This window comes from Pseudomonas baetica, from assembly GCF_019733355.1.
Taxonomy (GTDB): Bacteria; Pseudomonadota; Gammaproteobacteria; order Pseudomonadales; family Pseudomonadaceae; genus Aquipseudomonas; species Aquipseudomonas baetica_A.
Map to the genome: position 1 here is coordinate 27,043 of NZ_JAIHLQ010000001.1, position 23,173 is coordinate 50,215.

A 23,173-nucleotide genomic window follows, 5' to 3' on the forward strand; every position below is an offset into this window, starting at 1 on the left:
GTTGAGTTCAATGACGCCAGAGACTACAAACCCTCCAGCTGCGCCATCAGATCATTCAAGCGATCCACCTTCTCCTCGGTGATATCACTGGCCGCCAGCCCCTCAATGTATTCGGCCAGCGCCTCGACCGTGCTGCACTCAAACATCGCCCGTAGCGGCACGTCGCGTTGCAGGGTCTTCTGCACCCGCGAAGCAATCTGCGTGGCCAGCAACGAATGCCCGCCCAGCTCGAAGAAGTTGTCGCGCACACCGACCTTCTCGACCTTCAACACCTCAGCCCAAATACCCGCCAGGGTCTGCTCAAGCTCATTGCGTGGCGCCCGATAATCGCGGCTCTGCAACTGACCGATCTCCAGCGCAGGCAAAGCTTTGCGATCCAGTTTGCCGTTGGTGTTGAGCGGCAACTGCGCAAGCCACAACCAGTGCAGCGGCACCATGTATTCCGGCAATTCGCTGCGCAGACGTTGTTTGATGCGCTCCAGACGTTCGTTCGGGTTGAGCGCGGAATCCGCCGCAACCAGATAGCCGACCAAGTGCTTGCCGTTGACGCCCTCCTGCACCCCGACCGCCGCATCGCGCACTTCCGGTTGTTCGTGCAGACGCGCTTCGATTTCACCCAATTCGATCCGGTAACCGCGAATTTTCACCTGATGATCGACCCGGCCAACGTACTCCAGCACGCCATCGCTGCGACGTCGCGCCAGGTCACCGGTGCGATACAGACGCTCACCCGGCGCACCAAACGGATTCGGTACAAACACCGGTGCTGTGCGCAGCGGATCGCAGACATAACCGCGCCCGACCCCGGTGCCGGCCACGCACAATTCACCTACCGCACCCAACGGCACCAGTTCCAGCGCGCCATCAAGCAGATACAGCACGTTGTTGTCGGTGGGTGTGCCGATCGGCAGATAGCTGCCGCGAGTCGAGGCCATGTCGACACGGAAGAACGCCACGTCATCGGAACATTCCGCCGGGCCGTAAGCGTTGACCAGACCGATCTGCGGGTAACGCTGCAGCCATTGGAGCGCCAGCTCCGGCGGCATCGCCTCGCCGGTCGGTAGCATCCAGCGCAGACCGTCGAGGCTCAGGTGATCCGAGGCCAGCATGCCCTGAATCAGCGACGGCACGCTCTCCAGCACGGTGATGCCCTGCACCTGCACATGCGCCAGCAAACCTTGCGGATCATGAGCGATGGTGTTCGGCACAATGTCCACTCGCGCCCCGAACAGCGGCGCGGCGAGGAACTGCCAGACGGAAATGTCGAAACTTTGCGAAGCGGTCTGTGCGATCACGTCGGCCTCGCTCAAATCGAGGTACGGGCGCTTGCTCAACTGGTTGTTGAGCATGCCGCGCTGTTCGACCATCACGCCCTTCGGCAAACCGGTGGAGCCCGAGGTGTAGATCACATAAGCGAGGTTGTCCGGGCCGCTGTGAATGCCCGGGTTTTCCATCGATGTCGCCAAGGTCTGAATCTCTTCCCAGACCAACAACCGTGGGCGGTTGGCGCAACTGAATTCGTCCAGCAAGACCTGCGCCTGTTCACGGCACGCCTCGCTGCAGACCAGCACCGGCGTGCGGCTCAGTTCGATGATGCGTTGCAGACGCTGACTCGGCAGGCCCGGGTCCAGCGGCAGATAACCTGCACCGGCCTTGAAGCTGCCGATGATCATGCCCAGCAGATCGAGGTTACGTTCGGCCAGCAACGCCACCGGTTGATCCCTCTGCACGCCGGCCGCTACCAATGCATGGCCCAGGCGGTTGGCATTGTGGTTCAGCTCGGCATAACTCTGTTGCTGATCAAGGTAACTGGCGGCGATGCGGTGCGGATGTTGCACAACCTGCGCTTCGAACAGCGACACGTAGCTGTGCTCCAGCGGATAGTCATGCCCGCTCTGGTTGCAACCGTAAAGCAGAAAGTCTTGTTCTTCGCGGCCGAGCAGCGGCAGATCGGCCATGTCGCCATGGAAGCCGTCAACCAGCGCCAGCAGCAGTCGCTTGAACTCGCCGAGCATGCGCTCGACCGTCGATTCGTCGAAATAACGCTGGTCATAAGACAGATGCAGGCCGAGGTCATCGCCCGGGTAACACACCGCCGTCAGCGGGAAGTTGGTGTGGGTGCGGCCCGAATCCGAGGTCGCATTCAGGCTCTGCGCCCGGTCCAGCACCGAGACTTCTACCGGCGCGTTTTCAAACACGAACAGGCTGTCGAACAGCGGCTGGCCTTTGGGTAATTCACTCTGTTCCTGGATATTCACCAGCGGCAGATATTCGTATTCGCGCAGTTGCATGTTGCTGTCGAGCAGACCGCTGAGCCACTGACGCACGCCACAGCGCTGATCGTCCGCCGGCATCTGCACCCGCAGCGCGACACTGTTGATGAACAGGCCAACGGTGCGTTGCATCTGTGGCATGTCCACCGGGCGCCCGGCCACGGTGACGCCAAACAGCACGTCGCGATCACCGCTCAGGCGTCGCAGCACCAGTGCCCACGCCGCTTGGGCAAAGGTGTTGATGGTCAGTTGATGGGCCTGCGCCAGTTCACGCAGACGCGCACCGTCCTCGACATTAAGGCGGGTGTAGCGGTCGCCGACGATCATGCCGCCGCTTTCACCGGCGTGCTCACGCAGGAACGGACGGTCGCTCGGGATCGGCGTGGTGCGTTCGAACCCTTGCAGATTCTGCTGCCACCACTGCCGCGCCTCGGCCAGGCTCTGGCGTTGCAGCCAAGCGATGTAATCGCGATAACGCGGCGGCACCGACAACTGCGCTTCACGACCTTCGCCGAGGGCGGTGTAGATCTCGAAGAAATCGTTCATCAACAACGAACGGCACCAGGCATCGATAAGGATGTGGTGGTTGCTCATCATGAACCAGTAATGCCCCGCGCCGACCTTGATCAGACGCAGGTGGAACGGTGCCTGATTGAGCAGATCGAAGCCGGCCTCGCGCTCGCTTTTCAGCAGCGCTTGCAACTTGGGTTCCTGCTCGGTGTCGGCGATGGCGCTCCAGTCCAGATATTCGATCGGCGTGCGGCCCGGTGTGTGGATCACTTGCAGCATGTCTTCGCCAACGTTCCAGCAGAACGACGCACGCAACGCTTCGTGACGGGCGACCACCGCTTGCCAGGCCTGAGCGAAACGCTCGGGGTCGAGTTCGCTGTTGATGCGATAACGATCCTGCATGTAGTACAGACCGGTGCCCGGTTCGAGCAAGGTGTGCAGAAGCATGCCTTCCTGCATCGGCGTGAGTGGATAGACGTCTTCGATGTGCGCGGCCGGCACCGGCAAGGCATCGAGTTGCGCCTGGGTTAGCCTGGCCAGCGGGAAGTCCGACGGCGTCAGGCCTGCGGCCTCGCTTTGCAGGCAATGAGCGATCAGGCTTTGCAATTCGCCAAGGTAGGCATCGGCCAGATCGTTGATGGTCTGCGCGTTGTAACGCTCGGCGCTGAAAGTCCAGCGCAGCAGCAGTTCACCACCATAGACCTGACTGTCGACACTCAACTCGTTCGGCAGCGGCGCCTGTGGATCGTGGGCAGCCCCGACCGGCTCGTCCAGCGGGCGGAACAGCGCATCGCTGCCGAAACTCTGGTCGAACTGACCGAGGTAATTGAAGGTGACCGGCGCATTCGGCAACGCCGCCATGCTGCGCTGGCAGACGTCATCGGCCAGATAACGCAGCACGCCATAGCCCAGACCTTTGTGCGGCACGGCGCGCAGTTGTTCCTTGATCGCCTTGATCGAAGCGCCCTGCCCGGCCGCCTCTTCGATGTTGTGCGGGGTCAGGCGTAATGGATAGGCGCTGGTGAACCAGCCGACCGTGCGGGTCAGGTCGATCTCGTCGAACAGGGTTTCACGGCCGTGGCCTTCGAGTTGAATCAACGCCGATTCTTGACCGCTCCAGCGGCACAGGACACGGGCCAACGCAGTCAGCAACAGATCGTTGACCTGGGTGCGATAGGCCCTCGGTGCCTGTTGCAGCAACTGCTGGGTGCGCTCGGCATCGAGTCGCACGCTGACGGTTTGTGCGTGACGATTGTGTTGGCCGCCCTGCGGGTGTTTGCACGGCAAGTCAGCGTTCGGGCCGGCCAGTTGCGACTGCCACCAACTCAATTCTTCACGCAGGGATTCGCTGCCGGCGTAAGCCTGCAAACGCGCCGCCCAGTCCTTGAAGGCGCTGGTTTTTGCGGGCAGTTTCAGCGACTGCTCGCTGTCGAGTTGGCGATACACGGTTTGCAAATCGTCGAGCAATACACGCCACGACACACCGTCGACCACCAAGTGATGGATGGCGATAAACAGGCGTTGCTGCGCCTGCGGACCATCGACCAGCAAGGCGCGCAGTAACGGGCCGTTTTGCAGATCGAGACGGCGCTGGGCATCGGCGAACAGCGCTTCGCACTTGTCCATCGACGTGACACGCACCTGCCACAACACGGCCGTTTCAGACACCGTTTGATGCGTCGCTTGCCACTCGCCTGCGACTTCGCTGAAACGCAGGCGCAAGGCGTCGTGCTGCCCAATCACCGCCCACAGCGCTTGCTCCAGACGATGGGGCTCCAGCGCCACGGTCGGCTCCAGCAACAATGCCTGGTTCCAGTGCTGACGCTCAGGGATGTCAGTGTCGAAGAACCAGCGCTGAATCGGCGTCATACGCGACTCACCAACAACCAGACCTTGCTCGGCCGTCACCTGCTGCGTGCGACTGGCCACGGCGGCCAGCGTCTGCACCGTCTGGTGCTGGAACAGATCACGCGGGCTGAAATGAATGCCTTGCTGGCGCGCACGGCTGACCACTTGAATCGACAGGATCGAGTCGCCACCGAGTTCGAAGAAGTTGTCGTTGAGGCCGACCCGTTGGACGTTAAGCACTTCGCACCAGATCTGCGCCAGGGTCTGCTCCAGTTCACTGCCGGGGGCAACGTAGTCCTGACGATTGAGCTCCGGATCCGGCGCCGGCAAGGCGCGGCGGTCGAGTTTGCCGTTGGCCGTCAGCGGCATGCTCGCCAGCAGGATCAGGTGCGTCGGCACCATGTAATCCGGCAGTTTTGCCTTCAGATGGGACTTGAGCGCTTCACGCAACTCGGCCTGTCTGGCTTCGCCTTGCTCGGCAACCGCCGTCACCAGATAGGCCACCAATTGCTGACCACTCGGCGCGTCCAGTGCCAGCACCACCGCTTCACGGATCGCGTCGTGATCGAGCAAGCGCGTTTCGATTTCGCCCAACTCGATACGGAAACCACGGATTTTCACCTGATGATCGATGCGCCCCAAGTACTCCACCAGACCGTCGGCGCGCTGGCGCACCAGGTCGCCGGTGCGGTACATGCGTGCGCCATCGGTCGCAAACGGGTCAGCGACAAACCGTTCGGCGGTGATGCCCGCACGGTCGTGATAGGCCTGAGCCAGTCCCGCGCCGCCAACGAACAATTCACCCGTCGCGCCTTGCGGCACCAGCGCCAGATCGGCGTCGAGAATGTAAGCGACGCGCGCGCCGATCACGCTGCCGATCGGCACGCTGCCGGCGCCTTCTTCCAGCACCTCGGGAGCGAGACTCGCCAGCGGCATGACCACGGTTTCGGTCGGGCCATAAGCGTTGAAGAACAGGCTCGGTTTGAACGCTGCACGAATGCGCTGCAGGTGTTCGCCGGTCAACGCTTCGCCACCGGTGATGATCATGCGTACCGGGAGGATTTCGTTTTGCGTCGCCAGCCATTGCGCCAACTGGCTGCCATAGCTGGGGGTAAAGCCAAGAACATTGATGCGATGACGGCGAATCAGCCCGCAGATTTCTTGCGCATCCCACTGCCCTTGCGCCCGCAGCACAACGTGCGCACCGCTGAGCAACGGCACCAGCAGACGCTCGGTGGCGGCGTCGAAGTTGATCGAATAGAAGTGCAACTCGCAGTCATCCGCACGCATGCCAAAACGCTCAATCACCGCGAGGCAGTGCATGGCAATTTCACCGTGGCAGACCACAACGCCTTTCGGTTTACCGGTCGAGCCCGAGGTGTAAATCAGGTACGCCTGATGTTGCGGCAGGCTAATGAAGGGCAGCTCGGTGGCCGGGTAATCGGCCAGTGCGGCGCGGTCATCTTCAAGACACCAGCGCGCCACGTTCGATGGCAATTGGCCAAGGGCTTTGAACATGGCGCGGTCACTGAGCAGCAGCCCGATACGGCTGTCTTCGATCATGTAATGCAGACGATCGAGCGGGTATTCCGGATCCAGCGGCACATAGGCGCCGCCAGCCTTGAGGATCGCCAGTAGACCGACGACCATTTCCAGCGAACGCTCCAGCGCCAGACCAACCCGCACTTGCGGCCCGACGCCGCGCTCACGCAGCGCCCAGGCCAGACGATTGGCGCGGGCATCGAGTTCGCTGTAGCTCAGGGTCTGTGCGGCGAAAGTCAGGGCCGGTGCGTCTTTTCGCGCCAAAGCCTGCTCGGCGAACAGGTGATGGATGCATTGATCGAGACGATGCTCGCCCGGCTCGACGCCGAGGCTGTCGAGCAATTGCTGGCGTTCAGGTTGATCGAGTAGCGGCAGCTCGCTGAGGCGTTGTTGCGGATCGGCGATCAGTGCTTCGAGCAGGTTGCACCAATGTCTGGCCATGCGTGCGATGGTCGACTCATCGAACAAATCCGTGCTGTAGGTCAGGCAGCAACCGAGGCGATGGTCGAGGTCGGTGACTTCCAGGTTGAGGTCGAACTTGGTCGCCCGCGCATCGTTGGCCAGGTATTCGACGGTCATGCCAGCGAGCGTGCGGCTCTGTTGGAACTCCCAGCGCTGCACGTTGCACATCACCTGAAACAGCGGGTTGTAGGCAGCGCTGCGCGGTGGCTGCAAGGCCTCGACCAGATGATCGAACGGCAGATCCTGATGCGACTGGCCTTCGATCACCGTATGACGAACCTGGTCGAACAACTCGCCGACCGACATCTGCCCGTCGAGCTGACAACGCAGCACCTGCGTGTTGAGGAACGCACCGATCAACCCTTCGCTTTCAGGACGAATACGGTTGGCCACCGGCGCGCCGATGCGCAGATCGGTCTGGCCGCTGTAGCGGTAGAGCAGCGTGGCGAGAGCGGCGGTCATGGTCATGAACAGGGTCAGACCGTTTTGCGCATTGAATGCCCGAACCCGAGCAGCAAGATCGTCGCTCAGATCGAAGCGCAACAGTTCGCCCTGATGGCTTTGCACCGGCGGACGCGGACGGTCGCCCGGCAGTTCCAACAGCGGGTGTTCGCGGCCCAATTGCGCGGTCCAGTAGTCGAGTTGGCGCTGACGCTCGCCGGACTCCAGCCAGTCGCGCTGCCAGACGCTGTAGTCGAGGTATTGCACCGGCAGCGGTTCCAGCGGCGAATCGCGGTCATCGATGAACGCCTCGTACAACGCGCTGAGCTCGCGGGCAAAGATGTCCATCGCCCAGCCTTCGGTGACGATGTGGTGCAGGGTCAGGACGAAGTAATGCTCTTGCTCGGCGGTCTTGACCAGACAGGCGCGCAGCAACGGACCGGTTTCCAGGTCGAACGGCAGGTGCGCTTCTTCGTCGGCCAGTTGCTGGACGTTTTGCTCACGCACGTCAGCCGCGAGTTGGGAGAAATCCTTCCAGCCCATGCGTACACCGGTTTCGGCATGCACTTGCTGACGGGCCACGCCGTCGACGCTGGGGAACGTGGTGCGCAGGGTTTCGTGGCGCAGGATCAGCGCCTGCAATGCCGCCTCGAAATGCTCGACATGCAACACGCCACGCACGCGCGCCATGCCGCCGACGTTGTACGCTGGGCTGTCCGGTTCCATTTGCCAGAGGAACCACATGCGTTGCTGTGAGTAGGACAGCGGCACCGCTTGGCGACGGTCGACTTTAGCAATCGGCGGTTGTTGGTTGGTGCGGCCGCTGACCTGGATCAGGCGAATCTGCTCGGCGAAGTCGCCGAGTTCGCTGTGTTCGAACAAGGCGCGCAACGGTAGTTCGACGTCGCAAGCCTGACGAGTACGCGAGATGATTTGCGTGGCCAGCAGCGAGTGGCCGCCGAGGGCGAAGAAATCGTCGCGCAGACCGACTTGCGCCAGACCGAGCACTTCGCGCCAGATCGCGGCGATTTGCCGTTCCAGTTCGCTGACCGGCTCGACGTGTTCACGCACTTGCCATTGCGGCTCTGGCAAGGCGCGGCGGTCGAGTTTGCCGCTTGGGCTCAGGGGCATTTCGTCCAGACGCATCAGTTGCGCCGGGACCATGTACTCCGGTAGTTCGGCGGCCAATGCGGTTTTCAGGCGAATGATCTGCGCGTCCTGATCCTCGCGGCCATCAAGGGCGGTGAAGTAGCCGATCAGTTGCGCGCCAGCGGCGGTTTCGCGCACCTGCACCACGGCTTGGGCAACGCCGTCCTGAGCGAGCAGACGCGCTTCGATTTCTTCCGGTTCTACGCGAAAGCCGCGCAGTTTGACCTGCTGATCGAGACGGCCGAGGTATTCGATCACTCCAGCCGACGTCCAGCGTGCGCGGTCGCCAGTGCGGTACAGCCGCGCGCCCTGCTCGCCCAATGGATCGACCACGAAACGTTCGGCGGTCAGTGCCGGGCGGGCGAGATAACCACGGGCCAGACCGCTACCACTGATGCACAGTTCACCGGGTACACCGGCCGGTACTGGATTGAGATCGGCGTCGAGCACACGGCAGACCACATTGCCCAGCGGTCGGCCAATCGGCGAGCGCTCGCCATCGGCGCGGGTGCAATGCCAATGGGTGACGTTGATCGCGGTTTCGGTCGGGCCATAACGGTTGTGCAGTTGGACCACCGGCCATTGCGCGAGCACGCGGTTGCGCAGCTCCGCCGGCAAGGCTTCACCGCCAGAGAAGACCCGACGCAGGCTGGTGCACTCGGCGCTGAGCGGCTCGTCGATGAACAACGCGAGCAGCGGTGGCACGAAGTGCAGCGTGGTCACGCCGTACTGCTGAACCAGTTGGGCGATGCGATGCGGATCGCGGTGCTCGCCGGGGCCGGCGATCAGCAAACGGGCACCGGTGATCAGCGGCCAGAAGCACTCCCACACCGACACGTCGAAACTGATCGGCGCTTTCTGCATCAGCACGTCGGTTTCGTTGAGGCGATAGCTGTTCTGCATCCATTGCAAACGTTCAGCGAGCGCCGCGTGGGTGTTGCCGACGCCTTTGGGTTGGCCGGTGGAGCCGGAGGTGTAAATCACATAGGCAAGGTTGTCGCCGTGCAGGCGCAGGCCCGGTGCCTCGCTTGGCCAGTTTTCCAAATGCAGCGCGTCCATGGCGATGACGCTGACACCCGCGCTGGCCGGCAAGCGGTCGAGCAGTGCGGTCTGGGTCAACAGCAGTTCAACGCCGCTGTCGCTGAGCATGTAGGCCAAGCGATCGGCCGGATAATCCGGGTCCAGCGGCACGTAGGCGCCGCCTGCCTTGATGATCGCCAGCAGGCCGATCAACAGTTGCGGCGAACGCTCGGCGGCGATGGCCACGCAGACATCCGGGCCAACGCCTTTGTCGCGCAAGCAGTGCGCGAGGCGGTTGGCCTGGGCGTGCAATTGGGCAAAGTCGAGGCTACCGCCCTCCCACACCAGTGCGCTGCGTTCAGGGGTCTGGCGTGCCTGTTCATTGAGCAGTTCCGGCAACCATTGTTGCGCCGGAGCACACGGCGCAACGCTCCACTGTTGCTGTTGATCGTGCTCGTCGGCAGCCAACAGTTGCAGGTCGCCGATGGCTTGTTGCGGGCGTTCACAGACCTCACGCAACACGTTGCTGAAATGCTCGGCCAGACGCTCGATGGTCGCGGCGTCAAACAGCTCATTGGCGTAGTCGAAGGACAGGGTCAGGCGCCCGTTGCGGTCTTCTTCACTGTGCAACTGCAGATCGAACTTGGCTTCGCGGCTGTGCCACGGCAGCTCCTCGGCGAGCAGACCCGGCAGACGTTTGAGCGCACTCAGATCGCGTTGCTGGTGGTTGAACATGACCTGGAACAGGCCTTGCTCACGGGCCTGCGGGAAGGCTTCGAGCAGTTGTTCGAACGGCAGATCCTGATGGGCCTGAGCACCGAGTGCGGCGTGGCGGGTCTGGGCCAGCAATTGGAGAAACGACGAGCGCGAATCGACTTCCGCGCGCAGCACTTGGGTGTTGATGAAGAAGCCAATCAGGCCCAGGGTTTCCAGGCGCGGACGGTTGGCATTGGGCACTCCGATGCGAATATCGCGCTGGCCGCTGTAGCGGTGCAACAGACTCTGCCATGCCGAGAGCAACAGCATGAACGGCGTCGCTTCGTGCGCCTGCGCGGTGTTGCGGATCGCTTCGCTGAGGCTGACGCTCAGACGCACCGTGTGTCGTGCGGCGCTATGAAGTTGCTGAGCCGAACGCGGATGATCGGTGGCCAGTGCCAGAGGCGGATGCTCATCGCCCAACTGCTCTTTCCAGTACGCCAGTTGCCGCTCGCCCTCGCCTTGCGCCAGCCATTGACGCTGCCAACTGCCATAGTCGGCGTACTGAGTGGGCAGCGGCGCGAGATCAGCGGTGGCGCCTTGCGAGGCGGCGGCATACAGGCGCGAGAACTCATCGATCAGCACGTTCAGCGACCAGCCATCAGCGATGATGTGATGCATCGTCACCAGCAGTTGGTGGTCTTCGTCATCGAGACGAATCAGCTTCACCCACAGCAACGGACCTTTTTGCAGATCAAAGGGAGTGCGCGCTTCGTCCTCGCGGATTTGTTGCGCACGGGTTTCACGCGCATGGACTGGCAGATCGCTGATGTCGATCCGTTGCAGGTTGAATTGAGCCGTCGCATCGACTTGCTGCAGGGCCACACCGTCACGTTCGAAGAAGCGCGTGCGCAGGGATTCGTGGCGTTCGATCAGTTGCTGGAAGCTGCGGCGCAAGGCGTCTTCGTCCAGCTCACCGCGCAAACGCAAGGCACCGGGAATGGTGTAAGCGCTGCTTTGCGGGTCCAGTTGCCAGGTGATCCACAAACGATTCTGTGCCAGCGATTGCGCCATCGGCTCAGTGCGCGGCACAACGGTGATTGCGCCCTGAGCGTGGCCGCCGTCCTCTTGCTGTTGCGCCACGGCGGCGGCAAAAGCAGACAGGGTCGGCGCTTCAAACAGCAGGCGCAGGTTCAGTTCCAGGCCGAGTGCTTCGCGAACACGGGCGATCACTTGGGTGGCGGCGATGGAGTTACCGCCGAGCAGGAAGAAGTGGTCATCGTTGTTGACCTGTTTGACGTTCAATTGCTCGGCCCAGATGTTGCCGATCAGGGCTTGCAGGTCAGTGGTTGGCACGGCCGGTTCGCTGCTTGAGGCTGCAGCCGAAGGGAACACCGCGTAGCTGTCGAGGCTGCCATCGGCCAGACGAAGGCGGCAGGCTGAGCGCTGAAGTTTGCCGCTGGACGTCTTCGGCAACGCGCCCGGATTGAGCAGCACCACCACGCTCGGTGCTTGCTGACAAGCCTCGGCCACCGCTTGGCGAATCGCATTGATCAGCGCTTCGGGCGGCAGGATTTTCTGCACGCTGCGGCTGATTTCTGCGGCAATGCCGATGCCCTCTTCGCCATCCTGGCTGACCGCAAACGCGGCCACGCGCCCCTTGCGCACCACTTCCACTTCGCGCTCGACGGTTTGCTCAATGTCCTGCGGATACAGGTTGTGACCGCGCACGATCAGCATGTCTTTCAACCGACCGGTGATGAACAGCTCACCGTCGCGGATGAAACCCAGGTCACCCGTGCGCAGCCATGTGCGACCGGCGTGCTGAACGAAGGTCTTGGCACTGGCCTCGGGGTTGCGCCAATAGCCCTGAGCAATGCTCGGGCCGGCCGCCCAGACTTCACCGACGACGTTATCGGCAAGTTCTTCAAGACGGGTGGGGTCGACGATCAGCACCGCGTGTTCCGGCTGACTGATGCCACAACTCATGATCGGGCTGCCGTCACCAGGCTCGGCGCGGTTTTGTGCCAGCGCCTGATCGTCCACGCGCAGCGCAGCAATGCCCGTGCCGCGCGGTGTGCCGGCAACAAACAGTGTGGCTTCGGCCAGGCCGTACGAGGCCATGAAACTGTCTTCACTGAAACCGCACACGGTGAACTTTTCGGCGAAACGCTCCAGGGTGTCGAGGCGGATCGGCTCGGAGCCGGAATACGCCACACGCCAGCGGCTCAGGTCGAGACGCTCAAGCGCCGATTCGCTGACCCGCTCGCTGCACAAGCGGTAAGCGAAATCCGGCCCGCCGCTGATGGTGCCGCCGTATTGGCTGATCGCTTCGAGCCAGCGCAACGGCCGGCCGAGGAAGTACGCCGGCGACATCAGGATGCACGGCACACCGCTGAAAATCGGCTGGAGCAAACCGCCAATCAGCCCCATGTCGTGGTACAGCGGCAGCCAACTGACGATCACGTCGTCGGGGTTCACGTCGATACCAAAACCGTGGCGGATCAGCAATTCGTTGGCGACCAGATTTCCGTGGCTGACTTGCACGCCTTTGGGCAACGCGGTGGAGCCGGAGGTGTATTGCAGGAAGGCGATGTGATCCGGCGGCAGGGTCGGTTCAACCCAACGCTCGGCCAGAGCGTTGTCGAGGGTGTCGACGCACAGCAACGGCGGCGCCCCTTCGATCTGCTGCAAGGCGTCACGCAGATCAGCGCTGGTCAGCAACAGACGCGGTTCGGCGTCGGCGATGATCGACAGCAATCGCGCCTGATGGTGACGACGAGCAGACTCCGGCGGATAGGCCGGTACCGCAATCACCCCCGCGTACAGACAACCAAAGAACGCCGCGACGTAATCCGGACCGCTGGGAAACAACAGAACCGCGCGATCACCAAACTCGGCTTCGGCCTGCAACGCAGCAGCAATGCTGCGCGCACGCTGATCGAGTTCGCGATAACTGAGCACCACAGCCTGCTCTTCGTTTTCGGCGAGAAAACGCAAGGCCAGTCGATCCGGCGTCAGGGCCGCGCGGCGCTGGAGGGCGTGGACCAGGGTGCTGGGGAGTTCTAACGCGTCGGTCATTTGGTTTCCTGCCTGAATTCGGCTTGCTAGTGGAATCGGGTTGCTGCGTCACGCCCTTCGAGGGCATGCAGGGCGCGGTCTACGCCGACCGCGCAAGGCATGGGAATGCTGTCTGGTTGGGATTGTTAACCCGCAACCATTCACCAATGAGAACGGATGACGTCTTGAAATAATTAGTCGCCAAGCGGGCTAGCCAATGGGACCGGAGTGCGGCGGCGTGCCGCAGTTCTCAGACCGCACCTTGATGGATCATTAATTCTCTTTCTCAATTGACAATCATTATCATTCAACATAATTTGTCGCTCGATGTGTAGGACGCCCCTCCCCCAGGCGCCCCACTAACCTATTGGCAGCAAGGTGATTTCCATGACGGAACAAGTATCCACAGGCAGGTGCGATTCACCGCTACTTCAGGCCTTTGTCGACAACCGACTGATTCTGGTCAAAATTGCAGCGCGCATTACCGGCTGCCGATCGCGGGCCGAAGACGTGGTGCAGGATGCGTTTTTCCGACTGCAATCAGCGCCACAGATCACCTCGTCGATCAAGGCTCAACTGAGCTACCTGTTCCAGATCGTGCGCAACCTGGCCATCGATCACTACCGCAAACAGGCGTTGGAGCAGAAGTATTCCGGCCCTGAAGAGGAAGGGTTGAACGTGGTCATTCAGGGGGCCTCCCCGGAAATCTCGCACATCAACTTCTCGACCCTGGAACACATCGCCGACGCCCTGACCGAGCTGCCCAGCCGCACTCGCTATGCATTCGAGATGTACCGCTTGCACGGTGTGCCGCAAAAGGACATCGCCAAGGAACTCGGCGTTTCGCCGACCCTGGTCAACTTCATGATTCGTGATGCGCTGGTGCACTGCCGCAAGGTCTCGGGCAGTCGTCGGGATGCCGTGGCGGTGGGTGGTCGCTAACCCGTAGAGTTTTCAGCGCTCCCAATCGCGAGCAGGCTCGCCCCCACACTGGATTTGTCTTGTTCATCAGCCCCCTGTGGGAGCGAGCCTGCTCGCGAAGGCGGCCTCTGGATCACCCTGATCCTGAGGCCCGATCATCAAGCCAATTTGCATCGATCAAAAAACCGCTCACGCCCCAGAATCATCAGCGCTGCGCGTTTGTGCGGGAAGTCGAACTCTTTCTCGCAATGAAAGCACTGGTTCTGCATATGGCCGATCATCTTCGCGTTGTCTGCACGGGGCTCAGCGACCACCCGTTGAGTGCGCGGATCATCGAGAAACAGGTAATGCACCAGCGCCGATAACCAACTCGCCACTTTGTGCGGGCCACGGTGATCTTCCTCCCCCACCAGCATGTGAATGCCACGATCGTAATTGTCCGCGTCGTAGAACGGTGCAATGCGATCCTCCTTGGCCCAATAGGCTTCGAAATAGGCAAACGGCTGATCATCGAAACAACCGATCAGGGTCAGGGTGTGCGGGTCGACGTCAAGCTTGCTCAGGTATTCGCGATGCTGATCAAGGCTGCCCTCTTCCTGCCAGAAACTGGCCACCCGCGGACTGTTCTGCCAGCGATTGAAGCGCGGCAGGTCTGCTTCGATTTCGACGGTACGCAGGGAAATCCAAGCGCCCAGGCGCGCATCAAAACGCCGATAAACCTCGCCGCGCGGCTTCATCGGTCGCAACGGATGGCGCTTGCCAGCGCTGACAACCATTTGCTGCGGATAGCTGCCGGTCAGCGAAGCGCCGAGCCACGGTTGCGGCAGTTGCCAGAACAGCGTGCGTTCGCAGCGGTATTCACCCGCCACGTCGGTGCTCACCAGCAAACCGCTGAGCAAGGCCTCAGTCGGCGGCTGATCCAGTTGCCAGGTCAATTGCTGGCACTCCGGGTCCCGCGCGAACAGCCAGTAACAGGCAGCCCACAGCGCCTGGCCTGGCGGCAGGGCAAAACGCTCATCGATCTGGATCGGCCCCTTGGCCACACGATCCAGACGCAGGCGAATCAACGGTTGCCCTTCCAGACTCAGGCTCAGACGGCTTTCGGTTGCATCGGCTACCAATTGGCTGCCCGATGGCAAGGCCAGGGCAGTCAGGTCATTCAGCTTGGACATGGGTCGGGCTCACGGTAATCGTCGACAGTTAAACGATGGAACGTGGGCCGAGAGGGGAAATTTAGGTTTGGAGGTCAATCAGTGCCTCAGTGATGAGGCACTGGCACCACGGCAATCTGGTACGGCTGGAAAATCTTCAGCATCTCGCCGTTGTCGCGCAAACCCTGTAGCAGCTTGCCGAACGCTTCGCCACTGATCGGCGCGGTCGGGCGAAGAATGGCGTAGTGGTGATAGACCTGATCAATGCGTTGCGACACCAACAACTCATCGCGCACTTTTTCGTTACGCAGCAGGTAATCACTCAAATAGGAGCGGGTCACCAGCGCGATATCCGCCCGCCCGCGCAGCACCATCAGCAGGTTGCTGTCGTGGGAATAGGTGAGCGTGGCGTTGAAGTGCTGCGTGAGGAATTTTTGGTCGGCGTTGAAGTTGGCAAATTCGTAGTGATAACCACTGAACAACGCCAGGCGTTTGCCGGAGAGGTCAGCAAAGTAGTTCTGCTGGCGACCAGCCTCGCGCTGCGCGACGAAGATCTCGGCATCTTCAAGGCCCATGTCGACGTCGGTGTGGGGAATCTCCTTCCAGCCCCAGTCAGGGTTCTCGAAGATTGCCATGTCGATCCGGCCTTGCTTGAAATCGCCGAAACGTCGGGGAATCGACGTCGGCACAAGCACGAACTGATAGTCGCTTTGCAGGCGATTAAGCGCCTCAACCAACTGTGGTAACAGACCGGTATCGGCACCATTTTCGGGGCGAACGGTGTAAGGCGGAAAATGCGCCGCGCCGACCCGAACCAATTGCGCTGCCTGAGCGGGCAATACCCATAATGCAGCCAGCACTGCGAGCACTAACCCCGCGACTGTGCGAATTGGCGAAGACTTCAAAACACCCCACTCCCCGAAAAAATATCGATCAATGCATTCAAGCTAGGCGGTTTTGCCCAGTTAGCCAGTTTCCCGGACGGATAGAAAGCGCCTCAACGCTCTTCGAGGACCAGAATCAGGGCTTCATCCGCCAACTGATCAAGGCTCAAACTGCCACCTGCGCGAAACCAAGTGGTCGTCCAGGACAATGCGCCAGTGAGGAAACGTCGGGTAATAAATACATCGCCGCGGATAAACCCGGCGTCCTTGGCCTCACCGAGCACTTGCAGCCAGATGTCTTCATAGACATCGCGCAACGCGAGAACCTTGGCCTGACCTTCCTCGGACAAAGAGCGCCATTCATAGACCAGAACCGCCATGGCTTCGCCGCTGCCGCCCATGATCGACTGCAACTCGCAACGGATCAGCGCCAACACCCGCTCACGCACGCTGGTCGCTTCGGCGAGCGCTGCGCGCATCAACGCGGTGTTGTAACGAATGGTTTCTTCCATCACGGCACGGAGAATTTCATCTTTGCTTTTGAAGTGATGAAAAATGCTGCCCGACTGAATCCCCACCGCGCCGGCCAGATCGCGCACCGTGGTGCGTTCATAGCCTTTGTTGCGGAACAGGTGAGCCGCCACTTGCAGCAGTTTGCCGCGGGCGCTGTCCGGGTCGGTCAACTGGCCTGCATCGACCAATTCGCGCATGACCCTGAGGGCTTTTTGCTCGTCCACCCGTTCTCTCCTACAGTCGATCAGTCTGTTGCCCCCTGAAACCGCAGGGTTGCGCGCAATTTAAGCCGCTGGCGGCGACCAAGCAAGCGCTCGGGCAGAAGATAGTTTCAAGTGTTTACAAACCAAGCGCTTGCTTGGTAGCCTCCAGACACTTCTGTCGCAGGTTCCTGAGTCGGAGATAAAAATGCCAACCACCGTCCGCATCGGATGCGCCAGTGCCTTCTGGGGTGACACGTCGACCGCCGCCGCTCAGCTTGTGGCAGGAGGACGCCTGGATTATCTGGTGTTCGATTACCTGGCCGAGATCACCCTGTCGATCATGGCTGGCGCACGCATGAAAGACCCACAGGCAGGATTCGCCAGCGACTTCATCGACGTGCTGACGCCGCTACTGCCGCAACTGACCGAGCAGAAAATCCGTGTCATCAGTAATGCCGGCGGGGTCAATCCACTGGCTTGCGCCGCCGCCCTGCAAGCCGCCTGCGACAAGGTTGGCACCCCATTGAAAATCGCCGTGCTGCTGGGCGATGACCTGCAAGCGCAATTCAAGTCACTCACCGGCCAAGGCATCACCGAGATGTTCAGCGGCGCCCCGCTGCCACCGATGTGCGTATCGACCAACGCCTACCTCGGCGCGCCGGGCATTGTCGAGGCACTGCGCCTGGGCGCCGACATCGTCATCACCGGGCGGGTGGTCGACAGTGCCGTGGTCAGCGCAGCGCTGGTGCACGAGTTCGGGTGGTCGTGGCAAGACTACGACAAGCTCGCCCAAGCCTCGCTGGCCGGGCATATCATCGAATGTGGTGCGCAATGTACCGGCGGTAATTTCACCGATTGGCGCGATGTTCCGGATTACGAGCACATCGGCTTCCCGATCGTAGAGGTCAGTGCCGACAGCCAATTCATCGTCAGTAAACCCGAGGGCTCCGGCGGACTGGTGACGCCGCTGACCGTCGGCGAGCAGTTGCTCTATGAAATCGGCGATCCACAGGCGTACCTGTTGCCCGATGTGGTCTGCGATTTCAGTCAGGTCAAACTTCAGCAGCAAGGCAAAAACGGGGTGCATGTGCGGGGTGCCAAAGGCCTGCCGCCCAGTGACAAATACAAAGTCAGTGCCACGTACCCGGACGGTTTCCGCTGCACCGCCAGTTGCCTGATCGCCGGCATTGACGCGGTGGAAAAGGCGCGCCGCGTCAGTCAGGCAATTATCGACAAGACTGCGCAGATGTTCAGCCAGCGTGGTTGGGCGCCCTACAGCGAAACCAGCATCGAACTGCTCGGCAGTGAAGCCACTTATGGCCCCCACGGCCGGCGTCGCGACACGCGAGAGGTGTTGATCAAACTGGCTGTACGCCATCCAAACAAGCAAGCGCTGATCCTGTTCTCCCGGGAGATCGCCCAGGCTGCCACGGGTATGGCGCCGGGTCTCACCGGCATCGTCGGCGGCCGGCCGACGGTGTACCCGGTCATTCGTCTGTTCTCGTTCCTGATTGATAAAAGTGCCTGCACCCTGCAAATCGACATGGCCGGCGAGCGCCATCCCTGCGCCCTGCCCGCATTGATTGCTCTCGACAGCCAGAACCTGCCCATCGCCGATCAACCACCAAAACCTGAGGGCCGCGCCGACGCCAGCGTCGCGTTGGTGAAACTCGCCGTGGCGCGCTCTGGCGACAAGGGCAACCACAGCAACATCGGTGTGATGCCGCGCAAGCCTGAATACCTGCCATGGATCGCTGAAGCGCTGACCCCGGCGGTCATCGTCGACTGGATGAGCCACGTCCTCGACCCGCTCCACGGTCGGGTCGAACGCTGGTACCTGCCGGGCACCCACAGTTTGAATTTTCTCCTGGAAAACGCTCTCGGCGGCGGTGGCGTGGCCAGTCTGCGTATCGATCCGCAAGGCAAAGCCTTCGCCCAGCAACTGCTGGAAATCCAGATCCCGGTGCCGCAGAGCATCGCCGAACAGCTCGACTAGAGGATTGTTTGCATGGCTTACGCGTCGATTTTCAGAGCCGATTTGTTCAGCGGCCAAACCATCATCGTCACTGGCGGCGGCAGCGGCATCGGTCGCTGCACCGCCCATGAACTGGCGGCGCTCGGTGCCAAGGTGCTGCTGGTCGGACGCAAACCTGAAAAGCTGCAGAAGGTCGCCGCCGAAATCGCCGAGGACGGTGGCCGTGCACACTGGAAGGCTTGCGATATTCGCGATGAAGAGGCGGTGAAGGAATTGGTCAAGGTGCTGATCGTCGAGCACGGGCCGATCCACGGTTTGGTCAACAATGCCGGCGGCCAATATCCGTCGCCATTGGCCTCGATCAATCAGAAAGGTTTCGAAACCGTGCTACGCACCAATCTGGTCGGCGGTTTCCTGATGGCCCGGGAAGTGTTCAACCAGTCGATGAGCAAACACGGTGGCAACATCGTCAACATGCTCGCCGACATGTGGGGCGGCATGCCCGGCATGGGCCACTCGGGCGCCGCGCGTTCAGGCATGGACAACTTCACCAAAACTGCCGCCTTCGAGTGGGGATACGCCGGGGTGCGAGTCAACGCGGTCGCGCCGGGCTGGATCGCCTCCAGTGGCATGGACACCTACGAAGGTGCGTTCAAAGCGGTGATCCCGACCCTGCGTGAACATGTGCCGCTCAAGCGCATCGGCACCGAATCGGAAGTCAGCGCGGCGATTGTGTTTCTGCTCAGCCCGGCAGCGGCATTCATCAGTGGCAGCACGCTGAAAATCGATGGTGCCGCCAGCATCGGCTGCCGTGCATGGCCGTTGCACAAGGCGACCCACAGTGAGTCATTCAACGGTTTCCACCGTGCGTACCTTCCCGACGTTTTGCAGGACAAGGAGTAAGCCATGGCGCAGATCCAGTCCCAACTTGACCCGCACAGCGAAGCATTCGCCCGCAACCGCGCAGCGATGATCGCCGCCATCGAACACGTCCAGCAACTCGAACAGAACCTGTTGAACAAGGCCGCCGAAGCCAAGCCGAAATTCGACAAGCGCGGCCAACTGTTGCCCCGAGAACGCCTGAACCTGCTGCTAGACCCCGGTGCTCCGTTTCTCGAACTGGCCAGCCTCGCCGGTTACAAACTGCACGACGACAAGGATGGCAGCGCGGCCGGTGGCGGCTTGATTGCCGGCATCGGTTACGTGTCTGGCATTCGTGCGCTGGTGGTGGCGAATAACAGTGCGATCAAGGGCGGCACGATCTCGCCGAGCGGTCTGAAAAAATCCCTGCGTCTGCAACAGATCGCTCAGGAGAACAAACTGCCGGTCATCACCCTCGCCGAAAGCGGTGGCGCCAACCTCAATTATGCCGCGGAGATTTTCGTCGAAGGCGCACGCAGTTTTGCCAATCAGGCGCGGATGTCGGCCATGGGTTTACCGCAGATTACCGTCGTACACGGCTCGGCCACGGCTGGCGGCGCGTACCAACCCGGGTTGTCGGATTACGTGGTGGTGGTGCGCGGCAAGGCCAAGCTGTTCCTCGCCGGCCCCCCTTTGCTTAAAGCCGCCACTGGCGAAGTCGCCACGGATGAAGAATTGGGCGGCGCCGAGATGCACGCGCAAGTTGCCGGGACTGCCGAATACCTGGCCGAAAACGATGCCGACGGGGTACGCCAGGTGCGCGAAATCCTGCGCATGCTGCCGTGGAACGAGCAACTGCCGTGGTTGCCGGAACCGCAATATAAAGAGCCGCTCTACCCCATCGACGAGTTGCTGGGGCTGATACCGAACGACCCGAAAAAGCCCTACGACGTGCGTGAAATCATCGCGCGCATCGCCGACGAATCCTGCTTCCTCGAATTCAAAGGCGAATTCGATCAGCAAACCCTTTGCGGCCAATTGAGAATTCAGGGACGTGCCTGCGGGTTCATCGGCAACAACGGCCCGATCACCCCCAACGGCGCGAGCAAAGCGGCGCAATTCATTCAACTGTGCGATCAGAGCCAGACGCCGCTGCTGTTTTTCCACAACACCACCGGATTCATGGTCGGCACCGAGTCGGAGCAGCAAGGCGTGATCAAACATGGCTCGAAACTCATTCAAGCCGTGGCCAATGCCAGGGTGCCTAAACTGACGATTGTCGTGGGCGGCTCTTACGGCGCCGGCAACTACGCGATGTGCGGGCGCGGTCTCGATCCGCGCTTCATTTTCGCCTGGCCCAACAGCCGCACGGCCGTGATGGGTGGGGCTCAGGCGGGTAAAGTCCTGCGCATCGTCACCGAAGCCAAGCAGCTCAAGGACGGCCTGACGCCTGATCCGAAAATGCTCGACATGCTCGAACAGGCCACCGCGCAGAAACTCGACAGCCAATCCACAGCACTCTATGGCAGCGCCAACCTGTGGGACGACGGCCTGATCGACCCGCGTGACACCCGCACCCTGCTCGGCTATCTGCTGGATATCTGCCACGAAGCCGACATACGCGCACTGCAACCCAACAGCTTCGGCGTCAGCCGGTTCTGACCGCCACGGATCTTACGGAGAACAATAAAAATGATCTTCACCCCGGAACACGAAGCGCTGCGCCGCACTGTCCGCCAATTCGTCGAGCACGAGATCAATCCGCATGTCGACGAATGGGAAAAGGCCGGACGCTTTCCGATCCACGAGATTTTCCGCAAGGCGGGCGATCTGGGCTTGCTGGGGATTTCCAAACCGGAAAAATTCGGCGGCATGGGCCTCGATTACAGCTACTCGATTGTCGCGGCCGAAGAGTTTGGCACCATTCACTGCGGTGGCATTCCGATGTCGATCGGCGTGCAGACCGACATGTGCACCCCGGCGCTGGCCCGCTTCGGCTCCGATGAACTGCGTGAAGCATTCCTGCGCCCGGCCATCAGCGGCGAGCAGGTCGGCTGCATCGGTGTCTCGGAAGTGGGCGCTGGCTCCGACGTCGCCGGGCTGAAAACCACCGCCCGCAAGGACGGCGACGACTACGTGATCAACGGCAGCAAAATGTGGATCACCAACTCACCAAGCGCTGATTTCATCTGTCTGCTGGCCAATACCTCCGACGACAAGCCGCACATCAACAAATCGCTGATCATGGTGCCGATGAACACACCCGGGATCAGTCTCAGTTCGCATCTGGACAAACTCGGCATGCGCAGCTCGGAAACCGCTCAGGTGTTTTTCGACAACGTGCGCATCCCGCAGCGCAACCGCATCGGCCATGAAGGCGCCGGCTTCATGATGCAGATGCTGCAGTTTCAGGAAGAACGTCTGTTCGGCGCGGCGAACATGCTCAAGGGCCTGGAATACTGCATCGACAGCACCATCGAGTACTGCAAGGAGCGCAAAACCTTCGGCAACGCCCTGATCGACAATCAGGTTATCCACTTTCGCCTCGCCGAATTGCAGACCGAAATCGAATGCCTGCGGGCACTGGTCTACCAGGCCACCGAGCAATACATCAAAGGCCAGGACGTCACGCGCCTGGCCTCGATGGCCAAGCTCAAAGCCGGGCGTCTGGGTCGCGAAGTCAGCGACAGTTGCCTGCAATATTGGGGCGGCATGGGGTTCATGTGGGATAACCCGGTGGCCCGTGCTTACCGCGATGTGCGGCTGGTGTCGATTGGCGGCGGCGCCGACGAAATCATGCTGGGGATCATCTGCAAACTGATGGGCATCCTGCCGGGGAAAAAGAAATGAGCCCCCTGCCCGATTGCCAGACACTGCTATTGGAGCGGCACGGCGGCGTACTGCACGTCACCCTCAATCGCCCGCAGAGCCGCAATGCAATGAGCCTGCAGATGGTCGCCGAACTGCGAGCGGTGCTGGCGACGGTTCGCGATGAACGTGCCATTCGAGCCTTGGTGCTCAGTGGGGCCGGTGGACATTTTTGTGCAGGCGGCGACATCAAGGACATGGCCAACGCCCGCACTCAGGGTGCAGACGCCTACCGCCACTTGAACCGTGCGTTCGGGGCATTGCTGGAAGAGGCGCAGCACGCGCCACAAGTGTTGGTTTGCGTGCTGCAAGGCGCCGTGATGGGCGGCGGTTTCGGACTGGCCTGTGTCAGCGATATCGCGATTGCCGATCACAAGGCGCAATTCGGTTTGCCGGAAACCAGCCTGGGCCTGATCCCCGCGCAGATCGCACCGTTTGTATTGCAACGCATCGGCCTGACTGAAACCCGCCGACTGGCGCTGACAGCAGCACGTTTCGACGGCCATCAGGCACGCCGTTTGGGGCTGGTGCATTTTGTCGAGCAGGATGCGCAGGCCCTGGCCGAGCGCCTGGATGAGGTGCTGCAGCATGTCCTGTGTTGCGCGCCGGAGGCGAATGCTGCGACGAAGAAATTGCTGCTGGCCAGTGCCGGGCAACCGTCAAGTGAATTACTCGATGAAGCCGCGCAGTGGTTCAGCGAAGCCGTGACGAGTGCTGAAGGCATCGAGGGCACCATGGCGTTCATGCAAAAACGCAAACCCGGATGGGCCACCTAAAAGCTTCGCGAGCAGGCCAG

General features: G+C 61.4%; 10 protein-coding genes. 6 read left to right on the forward strand and 4 right to left on the reverse strand.

All coding sequences use genetic code 11. The annotated features are described in order from the left end of the window. Positions 1–23: 23 nt before the first annotated feature. Positions 24–13,022 (reverse strand): non-ribosomal peptide synthetase, encoded by a 12,999-nt coding sequence (locus tag K5E40_RS00160; protein WP_221729153.1) that lies wholly within the window; start codon positions 13,020–13,022, stop codon positions 24–26. A 366-nt stretch (positions 13,023–13,388) separates the two neighbouring features. Between K5E40_RS00160 and K5E40_RS00165 the strand changes: the two genes are divergently transcribed. After that, positions 13,389–13,943 (forward strand): RNA polymerase factor sigma-70, encoded by a 555-nt coding sequence (locus tag K5E40_RS00165; protein WP_221729154.1) that lies wholly within the window; start codon positions 13,389–13,391, stop codon positions 13,941–13,943. Positions 13,944–14,080: 137 nt separating this feature from the next. On the opposite strand, the gene K5E40_RS00170 is transcribed toward K5E40_RS00165, so the two are convergent. The 3 genes from K5E40_RS00170 to K5E40_RS00180 all read right to left on the reverse strand — a co-directional run bounded on the left by K5E40_RS00170 (position 14,081) and on the right by K5E40_RS00180 (position 16,694). Continuing rightward, entirely contained in the window at positions 14,081–15,094 is a 1,014-nt protein-coding gene (locus K5E40_RS00170) for a GNAT family N-acetyltransferase (RefSeq protein WP_221729155.1), read from the reverse strand. An 86-nt stretch (positions 15,095–15,180) separates the two neighbouring features. Next, positions 15,181–15,978, reverse strand: coding sequence for an ABC transporter substrate-binding protein (locus K5E40_RS00175; RefSeq protein WP_221729156.1), 798 nt, complete (start codon positions 15,976–15,978; stop codon positions 15,181–15,183). 92 nt (positions 15,979–16,070) lie between these two features. Next, on the reverse strand, positions 16,071–16,694 hold the full coding sequence (locus K5E40_RS00180; RefSeq protein WP_221729157.1) for a TetR/AcrR family transcriptional regulator: 624 nt from the start codon (positions 16,692–16,694) through the stop codon (positions 16,071–16,073). A gap of 184 nt (positions 16,695–16,878) precedes the next feature. Between K5E40_RS00180 and K5E40_RS00185 the strand changes: the two genes are divergently transcribed. From K5E40_RS00185 to K5E40_RS00205, 5 genes are read left to right on the forward strand one after another with little or no spacing between them, the layout of a single operon-like run. Continuing rightward, complete coding sequence (locus tag K5E40_RS00185) at positions 16,879–18,669, forward strand: acyclic terpene utilization AtuA family protein (protein WP_221729158.1); 1,791 nt, start codon at positions 16,879–16,881, stop codon at positions 18,667–18,669. A gap of 12 nt (positions 18,670–18,681) precedes the next feature. Continuing rightward, entirely contained in the window at positions 18,682–19,551 is an 870-nt protein-coding gene (locus K5E40_RS00190; protein ID WP_221729159.1) for an SDR family oxidoreductase, read from the forward strand. A gap of 3 nt (positions 19,552–19,554) precedes the next feature. Beyond that, the gene (gene atuC / locus K5E40_RS00195; RefSeq protein ID WP_221729160.1) at positions 19,555–21,171 is read left to right on the forward strand and encodes a geranyl-CoA carboxylase subunit beta; all 1,617 of its coding nucleotides are present in this window, start codon (positions 19,555–19,557) and stop codon (positions 21,169–21,171) included. 30 nt (positions 21,172–21,201) lie between these two features. After that, positions 21,202–22,359, forward strand: coding sequence for a citronellyl-CoA dehydrogenase (gene atuD, locus K5E40_RS00200; protein ID WP_221729161.1), 1,158 nt, complete (start codon positions 21,202–21,204; stop codon positions 22,357–22,359). Beyond that, positions 22,356–23,153 carry an enoyl-CoA hydratase/isomerase family protein gene (locus tag K5E40_RS00205; RefSeq protein ID WP_221729162.1) on the forward strand — a complete coding sequence of 266 codons (798 nt, stop codon included), beginning with the start codon at positions 22,356–22,358 and terminating at the stop codon, positions 23,151–23,153. Before atuD ends, K5E40_RS00205 begins: the two co-directional genes overlap by 4 nt. Positions 23,154–23,173: the final 20 nt, after the last annotated feature.